General features: G+C 72.3%; 16 protein-coding genes. 5 read left to right on the forward strand and 11 right to left on the reverse strand.

Going from position 1 to position 16796, the window contains the following annotated elements:
* Positions 1-236 precede the first annotated feature (236 nt).
* Complete coding sequence (locus OG580_RS03865; protein WP_267047884.1) at positions 237-1220, forward strand: LacI family DNA-binding transcriptional regulator; 984 nt, start codon at positions 237-239, stop codon at positions 1218-1220.
* Positions 1221-1240: 20 nt separating this feature from the next.
* On the opposite strand, the gene OG580_RS03870 is transcribed toward OG580_RS03865, so the two are convergent.
* From OG580_RS03870 to OG580_RS03895, 6 genes are all read right to left on the reverse strand, one after another.
* Positions 1241-3313, reverse strand: a complete 2073-nt coding sequence (locus tag OG580_RS03870) for a serine/threonine-protein kinase (RefSeq protein ID WP_323182550.1) — start codon at positions 3311-3313, stop codon at positions 1241-1243.
* A 134-nt stretch (positions 3314-3447) separates the two neighbouring features.
* Positions 3448-4737: an aldolase/citrate lyase family protein gene (locus OG580_RS03875; protein ID WP_267042219.1), complete on the reverse strand. Its 1290-nt coding sequence runs from the start codon at positions 4735-4737 to the stop codon at positions 3448-3450.
* Between the two features lie 153 nt (positions 4738-4890).
* Entirely contained in the window at positions 4891-5853 is a 963-nt protein-coding gene (locus tag OG580_RS03880; RefSeq protein WP_267042220.1) for an electron transfer flavoprotein subunit alpha/FixB family protein, read from the reverse strand.
* Positions 5854-5910: 57 nt separating this feature from the next.
* The gene (locus OG580_RS03885; RefSeq protein ID WP_267042221.1) at positions 5911-6696 is read right to left on the reverse strand and encodes an electron transfer flavoprotein subunit beta/FixA family protein; all 786 of its coding nucleotides are present in this window, start codon (positions 6694-6696) and stop codon (positions 5911-5913) included.
* Positions 6697-6895: 199 nt separating this feature from the next.
* Entirely contained in the window at positions 6896-7420 is a 525-nt protein-coding gene (locus OG580_RS03890; protein ID WP_267042222.1) for a flavin reductase family protein, read from the reverse strand.
* A gap of 197 nt (positions 7421-7617) precedes the next feature.
* Positions 7618-7959, reverse strand: coding sequence for a thioredoxin family protein (locus tag OG580_RS03895; protein ID WP_267042223.1), 342 nt, complete (start codon positions 7957-7959; stop codon positions 7618-7620).
* Between the two features lie 259 nt (positions 7960-8218).
* On the opposite strand from OG580_RS03895, the gene OG580_RS03900 reads away from it, so the two are divergent.
* The gene (locus OG580_RS03900) at positions 8219-8941 is read left to right on the forward strand and encodes a 1-acyl-sn-glycerol-3-phosphate acyltransferase (protein WP_267042224.1); all 723 of its coding nucleotides are present in this window, start codon (positions 8219-8221) and stop codon (positions 8939-8941) included.
* An 18-nt stretch (positions 8942-8959) separates the two neighbouring features.
* Here the strand turns inward: OG580_RS03900 and OG580_RS03905 are convergent, their stop codons facing one another.
* The 5 genes from OG580_RS03905 to OG580_RS03925 all read right to left on the reverse strand — a co-directional run bounded on the left by OG580_RS03905 (position 8960) and on the right by OG580_RS03925 (position 13698).
* Complete coding sequence (locus tag OG580_RS03905) at positions 8960-9559, reverse strand: transglutaminase family protein (protein WP_267042225.1); 600 nt, start codon at positions 9557-9559, stop codon at positions 8960-8962.
* A 113-nt stretch (positions 9560-9672) separates the two neighbouring features.
* On the reverse strand, positions 9673-10755 hold the full coding sequence (locus OG580_RS03910) for a low specificity L-threonine aldolase (RefSeq protein WP_267047886.1): 1083 nt from the start codon (positions 10753-10755) through the stop codon (positions 9673-9675).
* Entirely contained in the window at positions 10752-11513 is a 762-nt protein-coding gene (locus OG580_RS03915) for an SDR family oxidoreductase (protein WP_267042226.1), read from the reverse strand. Before OG580_RS03915 ends, OG580_RS03910 begins: the two co-directional genes overlap by 4 nt.
* A gap of 44 nt (positions 11514-11557) precedes the next feature.
* Positions 11558-12964: a DUF6421 family protein gene (locus OG580_RS03920; RefSeq protein WP_267042227.1), complete on the reverse strand. Its 1407-nt coding sequence runs from the start codon at positions 12962-12964 to the stop codon at positions 11558-11560.
* Between the two features lie 170 nt (positions 12965-13134).
* Entirely contained in the window at positions 13135-13698 is a 564-nt protein-coding gene (locus tag OG580_RS03925) for a GNAT family N-acetyltransferase (RefSeq protein ID WP_267042228.1), read from the reverse strand.
* A gap of 159 nt (positions 13699-13857) precedes the next feature.
* Here OG580_RS03925 and OG580_RS03930 point away from each other — a divergent pair, with 159 nt between their 5' ends.
* From OG580_RS03930 to OG580_RS03940, 3 genes are all read left to right on the forward strand, one after another.
* On the forward strand, positions 13858-14514 hold the full coding sequence (locus OG580_RS03930; RefSeq protein ID WP_267042229.1) for a DUF5134 domain-containing protein: 657 nt from the start codon (positions 13858-13860) through the stop codon (positions 14512-14514).
* Between the two features lie 136 nt (positions 14515-14650).
* Positions 14651-15586: a M56 family metallopeptidase gene (locus tag OG580_RS03935; protein WP_267042230.1), complete on the forward strand. Its 936-nt coding sequence runs from the start codon at positions 14651-14653 to the stop codon at positions 15584-15586.
* Between the two features lie 372 nt (positions 15587-15958).
* Positions 15959-16669, forward strand: coding sequence for a phosphatase PAP2 family protein (locus OG580_RS03940; protein WP_267042231.1), 711 nt, complete (start codon positions 15959-15961; stop codon positions 16667-16669).
* Positions 16670-16796 lie beyond the last annotated feature (127 nt).

A 16796-nucleotide genomic window follows, 5' to 3' on the forward strand; every position in this document is an offset into this window, starting at 1 on the left:
GTCCAGGGCCTATGCTCGGACGGAGACCCTTGTACGGGACGGTCCGGGCGATCAACCGACCGATCGCCTGACCGGCCGGCCGGCCGGCTGAATGACTGCCTTCGTGCCGGACTAGCCGACTCACCGACTCACCGACTCGCTTACTGATCGACCGGACCGCTCACACGACGGAGGAACCGCACACCGTGGCCGACATCGCCCGCCGCACCGATCCCCGCTACGGCAACCGGCCCACGATGAAGGACGTCGCCGCCCGCGCCGGTGTCGGCCTCAAGACCGTGTCACGGGTCGTCAACGGCGAGCCGGGGGTCACCCCGGACACCGAGCGCCGCGTCCAGGAGGCCATCGAGGCCCTCGGTTTCCGCCGCAACGACAGTGCGCGCGTCCTGCGCAAGGGCAGGACCGCCACCGTCGGCCTGGTCCTGGAGGATCTCGCGGACCCCTTCTACGGACCGCTCAGCCGCGCGGTCGAGGAGGTCGCGCGGGCACACGGCGCACTCCTCATCAACGGCTCCAGCGCCGAGGACCCGAGCCGGGAGCAGGAGTTGGCGCTCGCGCTGTGCGCGCGCCGGGTCGACGGCCTCATCGTGATCCCCACCGGCGACGACCACCGGTACCTGGAGCCGGAGATCAGGGCGGGCGTCGCCACGGTCTTCGTCGACCGGCCGGCGGGGCGGATCGACGCCGACGCCGTCCTCTCCGACAGCTTCGGCGGGGCACGCGACGGCGTGGCCCATCTGATCGCGCACGGCCACCGCCGGATCGGCTTCGTCGGCGACCGTCCGCACATCCACACCGGCTCCGAGCGGCTGCGCGGCTACCACGCGGCGATGGAGGACGCGGGGCTGCCCGTCCGGGACGCGTGGGTCTCACTCGGGTCGACGGCCCCGGAGCGGGTGAGCTCCGCGGTACGGGAGATGCTGACCGGACCGGAGCCGGTGACGGCGCTGTTCACGGGCAACAACCGGATCACCGTGACCGCCGTACGGACCCTCGCGGAGCAGTCGTCGCCGGTCGCGCTCGTCGGCTTCGACGACATCGAACTGGCCGATCTGCTCGGCATCACGGTCATCGCCCAGGACGCCGCCGCGCTGGGACGGACGGCGGCGGAGCGGCTGTTCCGGCGCCTCGACGGGATCGACGCGGCGCCCGAGCGGGTGGTGCTCGGCACGAGGCTGCTCGCCCGTGGGTCGGGCGAGATCGCCGCGCCGCCCGCCTGAGGAGTCGGGCGGGACGCCCCTCAGCAGATCCTGAGGCCCTCCACGGGGCCTCCGGAGGCGCCGCCCGCGAGGTTCAGCACGCTGAAGTAGACGTTGGTGTTGCCGCTGTCGTCGTCGGCCCTGGCGAACCACCGGCTGCTCACTCCGCCGTACGACTCGCTGTGGTCGAGGTCGACCTGGCAGTGGAAGACGTGCGGTCCTGCGCCGATCGTGCCCATCTCGCCGCCGTCGTAGCGGGTCGTCGTGGCACTCCTGACGACCTGGCAGGTGGCGGAGGAACCGACGGGCTCGCAGCCTGCGGGCGGCTGCGGGGCCTGGGTGGTGGGCGCGGCCGAGCTCCCGCCGGCCCCGTCCCCGTCCCCGGAGGAGTCGCCCGTGGGCGCAGTGCCGCCGTCCGGGGTGCCCGGGGCCGTCGCTCCGCCGCCGACGGAGCCGCCTCCCGAGGCCGGGCCCGTGTCGTCGCCGGCGGTGCCGCTGTCCGCCCCTGTCGCGGTGCCCCCGGAGCCGGTGCCCGACCCCGTACCGGAGCCCGTGCCCGATCCCGTAGCGGAACCCGCACCGGAGCCCGTATCGGAGCCCGCGCTGGATCCCGCCACGGTTTCCGATCCGTCGCCCCCGGCGCCGTCCGTGGAGGAGCCGCGCTCGCCGGGTCCGCCGGGCTCCTGGCCGGAGGCGGTCGACCCGTCGGGACCCGTACCGGACGGCGAGGCGGAGCCGCCGGATGCGCCGGAGGGCGACGCGCCGGCGCTGCCGGGGTCCAGCAGGCGGCCGGTGTCCCCGTCCGGAGCGCCGCCGGAGCCCCCGTCCCCCGGGTTCCCGCCGGACGCCTGCCGCGTGGTGCCGTGGTCCATGAGGGTGTACGTGATGCCTCCCCCGGCCAGCAGGACGGCGGCCACGGACGCGGCGACGAGCGCGTTCCGCCGCCCTGCCGCCCCGGTCCCGGCCCCGGCACGGCGCCCGGCCCGGGCCCGACGGCCACCTGGCGCCACAGCCGCCGCAGAGGCCACAGGTGCCACGAGCCCCGCAGGTGCCTCAGGCCCCGCAGGCATCACCACCGCCACCGGCGGACCGAAGCCCTCGACCGGCGCGTCGAGCGGCCTCTCGTCCCGTACGCCCTCGTCCCGTGCGCCCTCGCCCCCTACCCCCTCGTCCCGTGCGCCCACCTCCGGAACCGTCACCGCGGGAACGGCCGTCTCCACGGCAGCCGCCGTCGTCGAGGTCTCCGCCACCGCCTCCAGGAGGAGTGCCGCCTCGCGGGCGCCCGGCCGGGAGGCGGGGTCCTTGTCGAGGAGGCGCAGCAGGACCGGGGCGAGCGGCCCCGCGCGGCGGGGCTCCGGAAGAGGTTCGGTGACGATGGCCGCGAGGGTCGACCAGGTCGACGTACGGCGGAAGGGCGAGGCGCCCTCGACCGCCGCGTACAGGGTCGCGCCCACCGCCCACACGTCCGAGGCGGGGCCCGGGTCCTGTCCGCGCGCCCGCTCGGGGGCGAGGAAGTCGAGGGAGCCGACGATCTCGCCGCTGCGCGTGAGGTGCGTCGCGGAGCCGTCGCCGGGGTCCTCCATCGTGGCGATGCCGAAGTCGGTGAGGACGATCCGGCCCCATGGGGTCTCCCCTGCTCGAGCGGAGTCGAGAGCTTGGGAAAAGTCGAGCAGGATGTTGCCGGGCTTCACGTCCCGGTGGAGCACGCCCACATCGTGCGCGGCAGCCAGCGCCTCCAGGACCCGGGCTCCGATCCGGGCGGCCTCGGCCGGGTCCAGGGTGCCCCGCTCCCTGAGGACGTCGTCGAGGGAGGGCCCGTCGACGAGCTCCATGACGATGACGGGCCGGCCCTCGTGCTCGGTGACGTCGTGGACGGCCACGACTCCGGGGTGGCGGACCCGGGCGGCGGCCCGCGCCTCGCGCGTCATCCGCAGGCGCAGATCGGCCAGTTCGGGTGCGGCGGCGTCCGAGTACGTACGGAGCTCCTTGACGGCCACCTCACGGCCCAGGACCTCGTCGACGGCCTTCCAGACCACTCCCATGCCACCGCGCCCGAGTTGGCGCACGATTCTGTAGCGGCCCGCGAGCCACCCGTTCTCCCCCGCTGACACCACTGCCCCGTTCCCCTGTCGAGCACATGCACGCTTCGCGCGCGAACTCGCACAGGGTACGGGGCAGTTGACTGGATCATGCCGTTCCGTCCATCAGGACGGGACGGTGCGGGACGGTGCGGGACGGTGCGGGACGGTTACTCGGCGGAGGCCGTGAGGTCGCCCCGGCGCGGGGCCGCGAAACGGTCGAGGGCGGCGCGGGTCATGCCGGTGAGCGCGTCGACCTCGGCGGTGTCGAGAGCGCCGCAGTCGATGCCGCGCAGCAGGTAGGAGGAGAGGGCCTTGGCGGTGGCGGGCTCGTCCATGACGTCGCCGCCCGCGTGGTTGGCGTAGGCCGAGAGGCGCTTGGCGGCGGCCTCGAAGCCCTCGCGGTAGAAGGCGAAGACGGCGGCGTAGCGGGTGGGGATGTGGCCGGGGTGCATGTCCCAGCCCTGGTAGTAGGCGCGGGCGAGGGCGCGGCGGGTGAGCCCGTAGTGCAGGCGCCAGGCCTCGTGGACGTGCTCGGTGGAGCCGACCGGGAGGACGTTGGTGGAGCCGTCGGAGACCCGTACGCCCGTGCCGGCGGCGGCGACCTGCATGATCGCCTTGGCGTGGTCGGCGGCGGGGTGGTCGCTGGCCTGGTAGGCGGCGGAGACGCCGAGGCAGGCGCTGTAGTCGAAGGTGCCGTAGTGCAGGCCGGTGGCGCGGCCCTCGGCGGCGCCGATCATGCGGGCGACGGCGGCGGTGCCGTCGGTGGCCAGGATGGACTGGCTGGTCTCGATCTGGATCTCGAAGCCGAGGCGGCCGGCGTCCAGGCCGTGGGCCTTCTCGAAGGCCTCCAGGAGACGGACGAAGGCGGTCACCTGCTCCGGGTAGGTCACCTTGGGGAGGGTGAGGACGAGGCCCTCGGGAAGGCCGCCGTTCTCCAGGAGGCCCGTGAGGAAGACGTCGGTGGTGCGGATGCCCCGGTCGCGTACGGCGGACTCCATGCACTTCATCCGGATGCCCATGTACGGGGCGGCGGTGCCCTTCGCGTACGCCTCCGAGATCAGCCGCGCGGCGCGGGCCGCGTCCTGGTCCTCGTCCGCGCCCGCGTAGCCGTCCTCGAAGTCGACCCGCAGGTCCTCGATCGGCTCGCGCTCCAGCTTGGCGCGGACGCGGCCGTAGACGTCCTCGGCAAGGTCGTCGCCGAGGCCGAGGACGGCGGCGAAGGAGGCCGCGTCGGGGGCGTGCTCGTCGAGCGCGGCGAGGGCCTGGTCGCCCCAGGAGCGGATGGTGCCGGCGTCGAAGACGTTGCCGGGTACGTAGACCGTGTGGACGGGCTGGCGGGTGCCGGGGTCTCCCGGGTAGCGGCGGTCGAGCTCTGCGTCCACCGGCGCCAGGGAGGCGCTGATGCCCTCGCTGACCGCGCCCGCGAGGCTCGTCGACACCTTCTCCTGCTGACCCATCCCATACCCTCCTGTTTTCCGCTGCACGGAATCAACAATCCGTATAGCGAAGTTAATAGTCGGTCGGGACCCACGTCAATGGGTGTCCGAAACGACCGGGGGCCGCGCGGCGACGAATCGCCACGCGGCCCCCGGACCGTACAGAACCGCAGGTCAGCCCTTACGGGCCTGAACCTCGGCGGTCAGCTGCGGGACGACGTCGAAGAGGTCGCCCACCACGCCGTAGTCGACGAGGTCGAAGATCGGGGCCTCGGCGTCCTTGTTGATGGCGACGATGGTCTTCGAGGTCTGCATGCCCGCGCGGTGCTGGATCGCGCCGGAGATGCCGGACGCGATGTACAGCTGCGGCGAGACCGACTTGCCGGTCTGGCCCACCTGGTTGGAGTGCGGGTACCAGCCGGCGTCGACCGCGGCGCGCGAGGCGCCCACGGCGGCACCGAGCGAGTCGGCGAGCGCCTCGATGATCGCGAAGTTCTCGGCACCGTTGACGCCACGGCCACCGGAGACCACGATCGCGGCCTCGGTCAGCTCCGGGCGACCGGTCGACTCGCGCGGGGTGCGCGCGGTCACCTTGGTGCCGGTGGCCAGCGGGCCGAAGGAGACCGCGAGGGCCTCGACGGCGCCGGCGGCCGGGGCGGCCTCGACCGGGGCCGAGTTCGGCTTGACCGTGATGACCGGGGTGCCCTTGGAGACACGGGACTTGGTGGTGAACGAGGCGGCGAACGCGGCCTGCGTCGCGACCGGGCCCTCGTCACCGGCCTCCAGGTCCACGGCGTCGGTGATGACACCGGAGCCGATGCGGACCGCGAGGCGGGCGGCGATCTCCTTGCCCTCGGCGGAGGACGGGACGAGCACGGCGGCCGGCGAGACCGCGTCGTACGCGGCCTGGAGCGCGTCGACCTTCGGGACGACGAGGTACTCGGCGAACTCGGGGGCGTCGGCGGTGAGGACCTTCACGGCACCGTGCTCGGCGAGCGCGGCGGCGGTGTCGGCGGCGCCGTTGCCCAGCGCGACGGCGACCGGGTCGCCGAGGCGGCGGGCCAGGGTCAGCAGCTCCAGGGTGGGCTTGCGGACGGCACCGTCGACGTGGTCGACGTAGACGAGAATCTCAGCCATGGGACTTCAATCTCCTGCGAACGAAAAGAGGGCGGACTGAAACGGCTCGCGCGAGCCTTAGATGAACTTCTGGCTCGCGAGGTACTCGGCGAGCTGCTTGCCGCCCTCGCCCTCGTCCTTGACGATCGTGCCCGCGGTGCGCGCCGGACGCTCGGCGGCCGAGTCCACCGCGGTCCAGGAGCCCTCGAGGCCGACCTCGTCGGCGTCGATGTCGAGGTCGTCCAGCTCCAGGGACTCCACCGGCTTCTTCTTGGCGGCCATGATGCCCTTGAAGGACGGGTAGCGCGCCTCGCCCGACTGGTCCGTCACGGACACGACGGCCGGAAGCGAGGCCTCCAGCTGCTCGGAGGCGGTGTCGCCGTCGCGACGGCCGGTCACCTTGCCGTCCTCGATCTTGACCTCGGAGAGCAGCGTGACCTGCGGGACGCCCAGGCGCTCGGCGAGGATCGCCGGCAGGACACCCATCGTGCCGTCGGTGGAGGCCATACCGGCGATGACGACGTCGTAGCCGGTCTTCTCGATCGCCTTGGCGAGCACGAGCGAGGTGGCCATGACGTCGCTGCCGTGCAGGTCGTCGTCCTCGACGTGGACGGCCTTGTCGGCGCCCATGGAGAGCGCCTTGCGGAGCGCGTCCTTGGCGTCCTCGGGGCCGACCGTCAGCACGGTGACCTCCGCGTCGTCCGCCTCTTCGGCGATCTGCAGGGCCTGCTCGACCGCGTACTCGTCGAGCTCCGACAGCAGGCCGTCGACGTCGTCGCGGTCGACCGTCAGGTCGTCCGCGAACTTGCGGTCTCCGGTCGCGTCGGGCACGTACTTCACACAGACAACGATCCTCAAGCTCACGCCGGCTCTCCTACTGCATCGTCATAACTTGGCTGCCTTGTTGCTCGCAGCATAGGCGCCTGAAGGGCTGGTTTCCGGTCGGGGCGCCGGACGCCCCGACCGAAATATTACTCGTCAGTACACCCAGTCCGTTACCAGTAAGCAAGCGCTCAGCCATGTGACCTTGACAACGCGCGGAGAGGGGCGCGGACGGGAACCGTCAGTCGCGCAGCGCGTTGAAGCGCCCGTGGTGGTAGAGGAGCGGCCGGCCCGCCCCGTCCGGGTCTCCCGCGACGGCCTGCGCGACCACGATCCGGTGGTCACCGGCGGGCACCCGGGCGATCACCCGGCAGACCAGCCAGGCGAGGACGCCGTCGAGTACGGGGACCCCCTCGGGTCCCACGCTCCAGCGGGTCGCCTCGCCGAAGCGGTCGGCGCCGCTGCGCGCGAAGGTGGCGGCCAGATCCTGCTGGTGCTCACCCAATATGTGGACACCGATGTGCTCGGCCTCGGCCAGCACGGGCCAGCTGGAGGAGGTGGTGCCCACGCCGAAGGAGATCAGCGGGGGTTCGGCGGCGACGGAGTTGAGCGAGGTCGCGGTGAAGCCGACCGGGCGCTCGCCGTGCGCGGTGATCACCGCGACACCGGCGGCGTGCCGGCGGAAGACGGAGCGGAGCAGATCGGGAGAGGCCTGCCGGGGCGCGCCGACGGTGGGGACGGTGCGGAGCTCGGGCGTAACCGTCATGGAATTGTCCTTCTGCGAGGGCGTCATGAGAGGGGTCCTGGGGTGGTCAGACACCCGGACAGCGCGAGCTCGCGTTGCGGGCCAGGTCCACGTGGGCCCGGCCGTAGAGAAGGAGTTCTGGGGGCACTCCGTCAGGGTGACGATCGGTGGCGGCTGCAGTCAAGTGCGTACCGCGATGTGGGAGATGTGTCACCGCGTCAGACCGCCCGCCCCAGTGCCGCGATGACGTCCGCCCTGCGGGGCTGGCCCGCGGCCCGGCGGACGATCCGGCCGGTCCGGTCGAGGACCAGGACGGTGGGCGTCCGCGCGATGCCCAGCTCCCGTACGAGGTCGAGCCGTTCCTCGGCGTCGATCTCGACGTGCCCCACGCCCGGCACCATGGCGGCGACTTCGGCGAGGGTGCGCCGGGTGGCACGGCAGGGCTGGCAGAAGGCGGTCGAGAACTGGACGAGCGTAGCCCGCTCCCCCAACGCGACGCCGAGCGTCTCCGGCCCCAACACCTCTCGCCCCGACGCCTCCTGCCCCGGCACCTCGGTCATCCCGCTCCCCTTCTCGCCCTTGGCTCCTGTGCGCCACTTCCCGCGCTTCCCGCGCTTCCCACCCCCTAGCAGCGTCGCACGGGACCGAGCGATTCCCGCCACGGCCACCGGGGGTGACGAGAATCTCCCTGTACGGAGCCGCCTGGACTGGTCACGGCGCCCCACATGGGGCACGATCTGCCCAAAGCCGAAAACCTACGGCTGCGTAACTTCGCCGGGAGAACCCGCTCCGGGCACACGAAGAAGAGGTTCCACTCCGATGGCAGAACTCGTCTATCGACCGGTCGTCGGCGCCGCGCTCACCCTGTTCAAGGCGCTCGACCTGAAGATCGACACCCAGGGTTCGGAGCACATCCCGCGCACGGGTGGTGCGGTGCTCGTGAGCAACCACATCAGCTATCTGGACTTCATCTTCACGGGCCTGGCCGCCCTGCCCCAGAAGCGTCTGGTGCGCTTCATGGCGAAGGACTCCGTCTTCAAGCACAAGGTCTCGGGCCCGCTCATGCGCGGCATGAAGCACATCCCCGTCGACCGCGCGCAGGGCGAGCACGCCTACGAGCACGCGCTGGCGGCGCTGCGGGCCGGTGAGATCGTCGGTGTCTTCCCCGAGGCGACGATCTCCCAGTCGTTCACCCTCAAGGGCTTCAAGACGGGCGCGGCGCGCCTGGCGCAGGAGGCGGGCGTCCCGCTGATCCCGATGGCGCTCTGGGGCACCCAGCGGGTCTGGACGAAGGGCCGCCCCCGGAACTTCAAGCGCAGCCACATCCCGGTGACGATCCGGGTCGGCGAGCCGATGGAGGCCCCCACCGACCAGTACGCGGGCGCCATCACGCGTCGCCTGCGCGAGCGCGTCCAGGAGCTCCTGGAGGCCGCGCAGCGCGCCTACCCGGTCCGTCCGAAGGACGCGAACGACACGTGGTGGGTGCCGGCGCACCTCGGGGGTACGGCTCCGACGCCCGCCCAGGTCAAGGAAGCCGGCTGACCGGGCCGGTACGCGGGCTCAGAGCTCCGTAGGGAGCGTCCGCCCGAGGTACGGCCGGTCCGGGGCGGCCTTCAGCGCGCCGAGGACGGCCGGATGCGGCGTCGCGTACAGCTCCGGGTAGTCCACCTCGCCGAGCTCCGGCCGTACGCTCCAGGCGAGGCGCTCCTCCCCCAGGGAGAACCGGGCGTCGACGCCCGGCTTGTTGCCCCGCACGTCCTGCCGGGCCCACTCCCGCTCCCCGGGCAGCAGTACGGCCACGAGGCCGTGGACCACCGGGTTCGAGCCGTCGTCGTCGGCGAGCCGCTGGTAGCAGAGGGCGGCCGGGACGCCACGGGCCCGCAGCAGCGCGGCGTACGCGACGGACTTGGCGTAACAGATGCCGGTGCGCTGCTCCAGGACGTCGGAGGCGCGCCAGGTGACGCGGAGGTCGCCCGAGTCCATGGAGTGCGGGATCGCGTCACGGACGTAGGCGTAGGCCGCCTCGGCGTATGAGTATGCGTCGTGATGCTCGCCGGAGAGCCGGGCGGCCACCTCTCGGACCGCCGGGTGTTCATGGTCGACGGCCTCGTCGGCCGCCAGATAGGCCGTGACGTCGGGGTGCTGCTGCACGAGTTCCATGCGGTGAGAGCCTAGGGAAACGGCCGGACGGAAGTCAATGACTTTCCATCCGGCCGTATATTCATGCAGACGCTTCCCTGTGATCCCGCCTGCGGTGCAGGTGCCGCTTGGGGCTACTGGCGCGCCATCTCTTCCTTCAGCGCCTGGAGGAAGGCGTCCACGTCGTCCTCCGTGGTGTCGAAGGCGCACATCCAGCGCACATCGCCGGCGACCTCGTCCCAGAAGTAGAAGCGGAAGCGTTCCTGCAGGCGCCTGGTCACCTCGTGCGGCAGCCGCGCGAAGACCGCGTTGGCCTGGACCGGGTAGAGGATCTCCACCCCGTCGACCTCGCGCACGCCCGCCGCGAGGCGCTGGGCCATCGCGTTGGAGTGCCGGGCGTTGCGCAGCCACAGGTCCTTGGCGAGGAGCGCCTCCAGCTGCACCGACACGAAGCGCATCTTCGAGGCGAGCTGCATGGACAGCTTGCGCAGGTGCTTCATGTGGCTGACCGCGTCCGGGTTCAGGACGACCACGGCCTCGCCGAAGAGCATGCCGTTCTTCGTCCCGCCGTACGAGATCACGTCCACGCCCACCGCGTTCGTGAACGCGCGCAGCGGCACGTCCAGCGAGGCGGCGGCGTTGGCTATGCGGGCCCCGTCGAGGTGGACCTTCATGCCCTTGGAGTGGGCGTGCTCGACGATCGCGCGGATCTCGTCCACCGTGTAGACGGTGCCCAGCTCGGTGTTCTGGGTGATCGAGACGACCTGCGGCATCGCCCGGTGCTCGTCCTCCCAGCCCCACGCCTGCCGGTCGATCAGCTCGGGGGTGAGCTTGCCGTCCGGGGTCGGCACGGTGAGCAGCTTGATGCCGCCCATCCGCTCGGGCGCCCCGCCCTCGTCCACGTTGATGTGCGCGGACTCGGCGCAGATGACGGCGCCCCAGCGGTCCGTGAGCGCCTGCAGCGCGGTCACGTTGGCGCCGGTGCCGTTGAAGACCGGGAAGGCCTCGGCACTGGAACCGAAGTGGCTGTGCATGATGCGCTGGAGGTGCTCGGTGTACTGGTCCTCGCCGTAGGCGACCTGGTGGCCTTCGTTGGCGAGGGCGAGGGCCGCGAGGACCTCGGGGTGGGCGCCGGCGTAGTTGTCGCTGGCGAAGCCCCGGACCGACGGGTCGTGGTGACGACGCGCGTCGGTCCGCGGGCCGAGGGCCGCTGTCACGGCTTGGGGGTCAGCCACAGACGCTGTCCATTCACTTCCTGGGCGGGCTTGGTCCACAGGCCGGCGATCTCGTCGGCCAGGTCCTTGACGTCGGTGAAGCCCGCGAACTTCGCGTTGGGACGCTCGGCGCGCATCGCGTCGTGCACCAATGCCTTGATCACCAGGATCGCAGCAGCCGCCTGCGGGCCGTCGTCGCCCCCCAGCTTGCGGAACGAGTCGGCCATGGCGAGGGTCCAGGCCTCGGCGGCCGCCTTGCCGGCGTTGTACGCGGCGTTGTTGGCGAGCGGCTTGTGCGCGCCGACCTGGCTGATCAGCGCGTACCGCCCGCGCCCGCCGGCGCGCAGCAGCCCGTCGTGGAAGGCGAGCGAGGTGTGCTGGACGGTGCGGATGAGGAGCTTCTCCAGGAAGTCCCAGTCCTTGAGGTCGGTCTCCGTGAAGGAGGCACTGCCGCGCCAGCCGCCGACGAGGTGGACCAGGCCGTCGATCCGGCCGAACTCCTTCTCGGTCTTCGCGGCCCAGTCGCGCGTGGCGTCCAGGTCGAGGAGGTCGACGGTGTCGCCGATGACCCGCGCGCCGCCGTGGGCGTAGCGGGCGGCGTCGACGGCCTCCGCGAGACGCGCCGGGTCGGCGTCCGAGCCGACCACGGTGGCGCCCGCCTCGGCGAGGCGCAGCAGGGTCGCGCGGCCCGCGGGGCCGGCCGCACCGGCCACCGCGATGACGGCGCCGTCCAGCGGCCCGCCGTTTCCGTTGGCGTTCATGGGCGACGCCTCCTCCGTGGTCTCCGTGCGGTCTGTGGAGTCGCTCACGCGGCGGCCCGCTCGGTGCGCGAGACGTCGGCGGCGGTGATCCCCTTGGTGTCGGCGATCACGCCCTTCAGCTTCTTGGCAAGGGCCTCGAAGAACATGCTGAGCGGAAACTCGTCCGGAAGCACGTCGTCGACGAGCTTGCGCGGCGGGAGGGACAGGTCGAGGGCGTCGGGACCCTTGGCCCACGTCGACCCCGGGTGCGGGGCGAGGTAGGTGGAGACGAGCTCGTACGCCTTGAACCAGTGGACCAGCTTCGGGCGGTCGATGCCGTCGCGGTAGAGATTCTCGATCTCGGCGCAGAGCTGGTTGGTGACCTCGGGGGCCCGCTGCCAGTCGATCTTGAGGGTGTTGTCCGTCCAGCGCACCACGTCGTTCTTGTGGAGGTACGCGAAGAGGAGCTGGCCGCCGAGACCGTCGTAGTTGCGGTTGCGGTCGCCGGAGAGCGGGAAGCGGAACATCCGGTCGAACAGGACCGCGTACTGCACGTCACGGCCGTGCGCGTTGCCCTCGGCCTCCAGCTTCACGGCCTCCTTGAAGGCGGTGAGGTCGCAGCGGAGCTCCTCCAGGCCGTACATCCAGAACGGCTGGCGCTGCTTGATCATGAAGGGGTCGAAGGGCAGGTCGCCGTGGCTGTGGGTGCGGTCGTGGACCATGTCCCAGAGCACGAAGGCCTGCTCGCAGCGGGTCTGGTCGCCGATCATCGCGGCGATGTCCTCGGGCAGCTGGATGCCCAGGGTGTCGACGGCGGCCTCGGTCACCTTGCGGAAGCGCGCGGCCTCGCGGTCGCAGAAGATGCCGCCCCAGGTGAAGCGCTCGGGGGCCTCGCGGACGGCGATGGTCTCCGGGAAGAGGACGGCCGAATGGGTGTCGTACCCGGCGGTGAAGTCCTCGAAGGTGATGCCGCAGAAGAGCGGGTTGTCGTACCGGGTGGCCTCCAGCTCGGCGAGCCACTCCGGCCACACCATGCGGAGCACGACGGCTTCGAGGTTGCGGTCCAGGTTGCCGTTCTGCGTGTACATCGGGAACAGCACGAGGTGCTGGAGCCCGTCCACGCGGTCGGCCGCCGGCTGGAAGGCCAGCAGGGAGTCCAGGAAGTCCGGGACCACGAAGCCGCTCTCGGCCCACTTGCGCAGGTCGGAGACGAGCACGCGGTGGTAGTCGCCGTCGTGCGGGACCAGCGGGGAGAGCTGCTCGACCGCGGCGGTGACCCGGTCGAGGGTGAGCTCGACGAGGGAGCGGGCGGGCGCGCCCTCGGGCTCGAAGTCGATGGAGCCGTCCGCGCTCTGCCAGGCGCGGATCTCCTCCACGGCATTCTTGAGCTCGGCCCAAGCCGGGTGGTCGATGACCCGGGCGTCGGTGGCTATCGCCCCACCGGTCACGTCCTGCACAAGAATTTCCGTCATGCCTCTTCCTCCACAGGAGAACCTCGCGTCAAGACACCGTAACCATTTACGGTTCCTCGCCACAAGTGGAGCAAGAGAAATTATCCTGCGCGACCCCCCCGATCGCAGAAGTTTTTCCTGTCAGTAGGGGTCGAAGCCGCGCTTCCGCCGTGCGGAACGGTTCCCGCGGGTCAGTCGAGCGGCGTGACCAGCAGCTTGATCAGCAGCTCGAACTGCAGATCGTCACGCTGCGGCACCCCGAAGCGCTCGTCCCCGTACGGGAAGGGGGTCATCCGCCCCGTACGCCGGTAGCCGCGCCGCTCGTACCAGGCGATGAGCTCCTCGCGCACGGAGATCACGGTCATGTGCATCTCGCGGACGTCCCACAGCTCGCGCACCCGCCGCTCGGCCTCCTCGATGATCCGCTTGCCCAGGCCCGCGCCCTGCAGCTCGGGACGGACCGCGAACATTCCGAAGTAGGCGGCCTCGCCCCGGTGCTCCAGCTGGCAGCAGGCGACGACCTCCCCGTCGCGCTCGACGACCAGGAGGCGGCTGCCCGGAGTGGTGATGACCGCGGCCACGCCCTCGGGGTCGGTGCGCTGCCCCTGGAGGATGTCCGCCTCGGTGGTCCAGCCGCCCCGGCTGGCGTCGCCCCGGTAGGCCGACTCGACGAGCGGGACGAGGACGGGGACGTCGTCCAGGACCGCCTCCCGGTAGTCGATCCGGCCGGTGTCCTGGGACGTGGCGGTCTCCATGTGTACGGGCTCCCCTCGGGTGCTGACGATCGGCGTGCGCGATCGTCCCGAGCCTAACGCGCGCCTTTCACTCCCCCTCGTACACCTGTGCGCGCCCGTGCGCCCGCGTGTGCGCTTGGGGAGGCGGGCATCCCTCTCCGAGAGGGGGAGGTGTGTGCCGTGCACGGAGGGGGCCTGTCCGGGTGGCTGCTGGTCGCGCTCTGCGCGGCCACGGGCGTGTACTGCCTGCTGCGCATGCGCGCGTGCGACGGGGCGGAGCGACAGGCGGCGGGCGGTGAGGCGGTGATGGGGTTCGGCATGGCCGCCATGGCTCTGCCCGCGGCGGTCCTGACGCCGCCTGGATGGAGCTGGGCCGTGTACGCGGCGGTGTTCGGCGGGACGGCGCTGTTCGCCTTGGCGGGGGCCGCCAGGGGGTTTCTTGTCGATCAGGCCGGGTCAGGGAGGCACGACGGTCACCGGCCGGACCATCTGCACCATCTCGTCGGCTCGCTCGCGATGTTCTACATGGCGCTGGCGATGGCGACGCCTGCCGGAGAGGGGGTACGAGCGGCTCAGGGGGCGCATGGGGGGCACGCGGCCGGCGCGGTGGGCGGCATACCCGTGCTGACGGGCGGACTGCTCCTCTACTACGTCGTGTACGTGCTCCGCTCGGGGGCGCGGCTGGTGCCGGTGCCGGCGCCGTCTCCCGTGCCGGCGGGTGGCCCCGGCATGACGGCGGGCGGCCCCGGGGCGGGTTGGGCGACCCGGCCCGAGCTGACGCTCGTGTGCCGCCTCTCGATGGCACTCGCGATGGTGGCGATGCTCGTGACGCTGTGAGCGCGGGTGCGGGGCCGCCGGGGCTGCGGGCCCGCGGGGCCACGGGCTCGGCGTCCGGGCAACGAAACCGTGGCGTACGTCACTTGCCGTCCGAGGCCATACCCCCGACCCGTACCGCGCTCATAGGCTGACGCCCATGTGGGTCTCCCTCGCGCTGCTTCTGCTCGGCGTCCTGACCGCCCTCGTCGCCCCCCGGCTGCTCGCGCGGGCCGACTGGGTGGAGCGAGAACCCGTGGTGGCACTCTGGGTGTGGCAGTGCGTGGTGGCGGCGGTGCTGCTGAGCTTCGCGCTCTCGATGACCTTCAGCGCGTCGACGGCCTGGCAGGCCGTGCGGGGGCAACTCTTCGCGCCCGCGCCGCGCGCGGTGGTCGACGCGTACGAACTCGGCACGACCGGCCCGTGGTCGGGGGTGCTCGCCGTCACCCTGGCCTGCGGCGGGGTCTGGTCCGGGGCGATGCTCGGCCGGGAGATCGGCCAGGCGCGCGCCCGGCGCCGACAGCGCCGCTGCGATCTCCTCGTGCGCGCCCCGCTGTTGCCCGGGGAGGAGCCCGGCACCGAGCGGCTCGTCGTCCTGGAGGGTGAGCGGGCGGACGTCTGGTGGATGGCGGGGGCCACGCCCCGGCTCGTCATCACCACGGCCGCGCTGCGGCGCCTGAAGGGCCGGCAGCTGGACGCGGTCCTGGCGCACGAGCAGGGGCACGCCCGGGCCCGGCACGACTGGCTGCTGCACTGTTCGGCGGCGCTGGCGGGCGGGTTCCCGGGGATCCCGGTCTTCGCGGCCTTCCGCGAGGAGATGCACCGGCTGGTGGAGCTGGCCGCCGACGACGTGGCCTCGCGCCGCTTCGGGCGGCTGACGATCGCCCTGGCGCTCGTCGAACTGAACGAGGACCGGGGCGTGTTCGGCCCCGGCCCGGCGCCGGACGCGGATCTGCCGCAGCGCGTGCACCGGCTCCTGACCGCAACACCCCGGCTCACGGCGGGGCGCCGGCTGCGACTGACGGCCGCCGCGGCCCTGGTGCCCGTGGTCCCGGTCCTCGTGGCCTTCGTCCCGGCGCTCACCGCGCTGGGCTAGGGCCTGTCTGACAATTGGCGTCGGATAGGCCGGGTCGTTCGGTGCGTGCGATCGGCGTGCGGCCGGGGCGTCCTCGTAGCGGAGCTACGGGGGCGCCCCGGCCGTGCGGCGAGCGTGCGTGCCGGGCGGGCCGGACCCGACGGGAATTGTCAGACAGGCCCTAGGGGGTGTCTTGTCGATCAGGCCGGATCAGGGAGCGGGGTCTGGTGCCGTGGATCGCAAGGCAGAGGAGGGAGTCATGGCGGAGTCATGGCGAGTGACGACAACGCGGCGAGGCGCGGTGCCAGACGCCGCGAGCCCGGCCTGATCGACAAGACGCTCCCTAGCGGGGCGGATCACCGGACGGGACCGGTCGTCGGGCAGGATCGGCGCATGCGCTCCTCCGCCGTGGTCTCCGGAGTCCTGTTCCTCGTACTCCTCGTGCTGGTCGCGGTGGGGTGGTCCCCCCTGCTCTCGCTCGACCGGTCCGTCGCGGAGGCGCTGCACCGCGACGCCGTCGCCCGCCCCGGCGTCACCGGGTTCAACCGCTTCCTCAGCGACTGGGTGTGGGATCCCTGGACGATGCGCGCCCTGGCCGCCGTGACCGTGGGGCTCCTGTGGTGGCGGCGGGAGCGACGCGCGGCCCTCTGGGTCGCCGGCACGAGCCTGGTGTCCGTGGGGCTGCAGCAGGGGCTCAAGTCGCTGGTGGGGCGGGAGCGGCCGCAGTGGCCCGACCCGGTCGACTCGGCGCAGTTCGCGGCCTTCCCCTCCGGCCACGCGATGACGGCGATGGTGACCTGCGGGCTGATCCTCTGGGTACTCGCGCTGCACTGGCGGGAGGAGTGGCGCGGCTGGGGCGTCCTCGCGTGCGCGGCGGTCGTGTCCGTGCTGGGGGTGGGCTGGACGCGGGTCTACCTGGGTGTGCACTGGGCCTCGGACGTCCTCGGCGGCTGGCTGCTCGGCTGGTGCTGCGTGGCCGTGGCCGTGCTCACGTACCGGTGGAGCGAGCGGAACGGCGGGACGGGCGGCGAGGGGCGCGGCCGGCCGGACGAAACCTCGCCGGCCCCCGGGGCCGCCGGGAGGAGAATGGGAGACACACGGTGAAACCGCCTGTTCTGGACGATCCCCCGTGTCGCCCAGAACAGACGGCCTCTGCCGTCGGCCTGCCACGGGGGCGCGCCGACGGATGCGCTGAGTATATTGGCCGACAGCCAGTCAACGCAGGAGCCAA

It is taken from the genome of Streptomyces sp. NBC_00094 (assembly GCF_026343125.1).
Lineage (GTDB): Bacteria > Actinomycetota > Actinomycetes > Streptomycetales > Streptomycetaceae > Streptomyces.

Coding starts and splice junctions, on each gene's coding strand:
- OG580_RS03900 (WP_267042224.1), top strand. CDS start 8,219: ATGGCAGAACTCGTCTATCGACCGGTCGTCGGCGCCGCGCTCACCCTG.
- OG580_RS03880 (WP_267042220.1), bottom strand. CDS start 5,853: ATGGCTGAGATTCTCGTCTACGTCGACCACGTCGACGGTGCCGTCCGC.
- OG580_RS03935 (WP_267042230.1), top strand. CDS start 14,651: ATGTGGGTCTCCCTCGCGCTGCTTCTGCTCGGCGTCCTGACCGCCCTC.
- OG580_RS03895 (WP_267042223.1), bottom strand. CDS start 7,959: ATGACCGAGGTGCCGGGGCAGGAGGCGTCGGGGCGAGAGGTGTTGGGG.
- OG580_RS03915 (WP_267042226.1), bottom strand. CDS start 11,513: ATGAACGCCAACGGAAACGGCGGGCCGCTGGACGGCGCCGTCATCGCG.
- OG580_RS03905 (WP_267042225.1), bottom strand. CDS start 9,559: ATGGAACTCGTGCAGCAGCACCCCGACGTCACGGCCTATCTGGCGGCC.
- OG580_RS03920 (WP_267042227.1), bottom strand. CDS start 12,964: ATGACGGAAATTCTTGTGCAGGACGTGACCGGTGGGGCGATAGCCACC.
- OG580_RS03875 (WP_267042219.1), bottom strand. CDS start 4,737: ATGGGTCAGCAGGAGAAGGTGTCGACGAGCCTCGCGGGCGCGGTCAGC.
- OG580_RS03890 (WP_267042222.1), bottom strand. CDS start 7,420: ATGACGGTTACGCCCGAGCTCCGCACCGTCCCCACCGTCGGCGCGCCC.
- OG580_RS03940 (WP_267042231.1), top strand. CDS start 15,959: ATGCGCTCCTCCGCCGTGGTCTCCGGAGTCCTGTTCCTCGTACTCCTC.
- OG580_RS03865 (WP_267047884.1), top strand. CDS start 237: ATGAAGGACGTCGCCGCCCGCGCCGGTGTCGGCCTCAAGACCGTGTCA.
- OG580_RS03925 (WP_267042228.1), bottom strand. CDS start 13,698: ATGGAGACCGCCACGTCCCAGGACACCGGCCGGATCGACTACCGGGAG.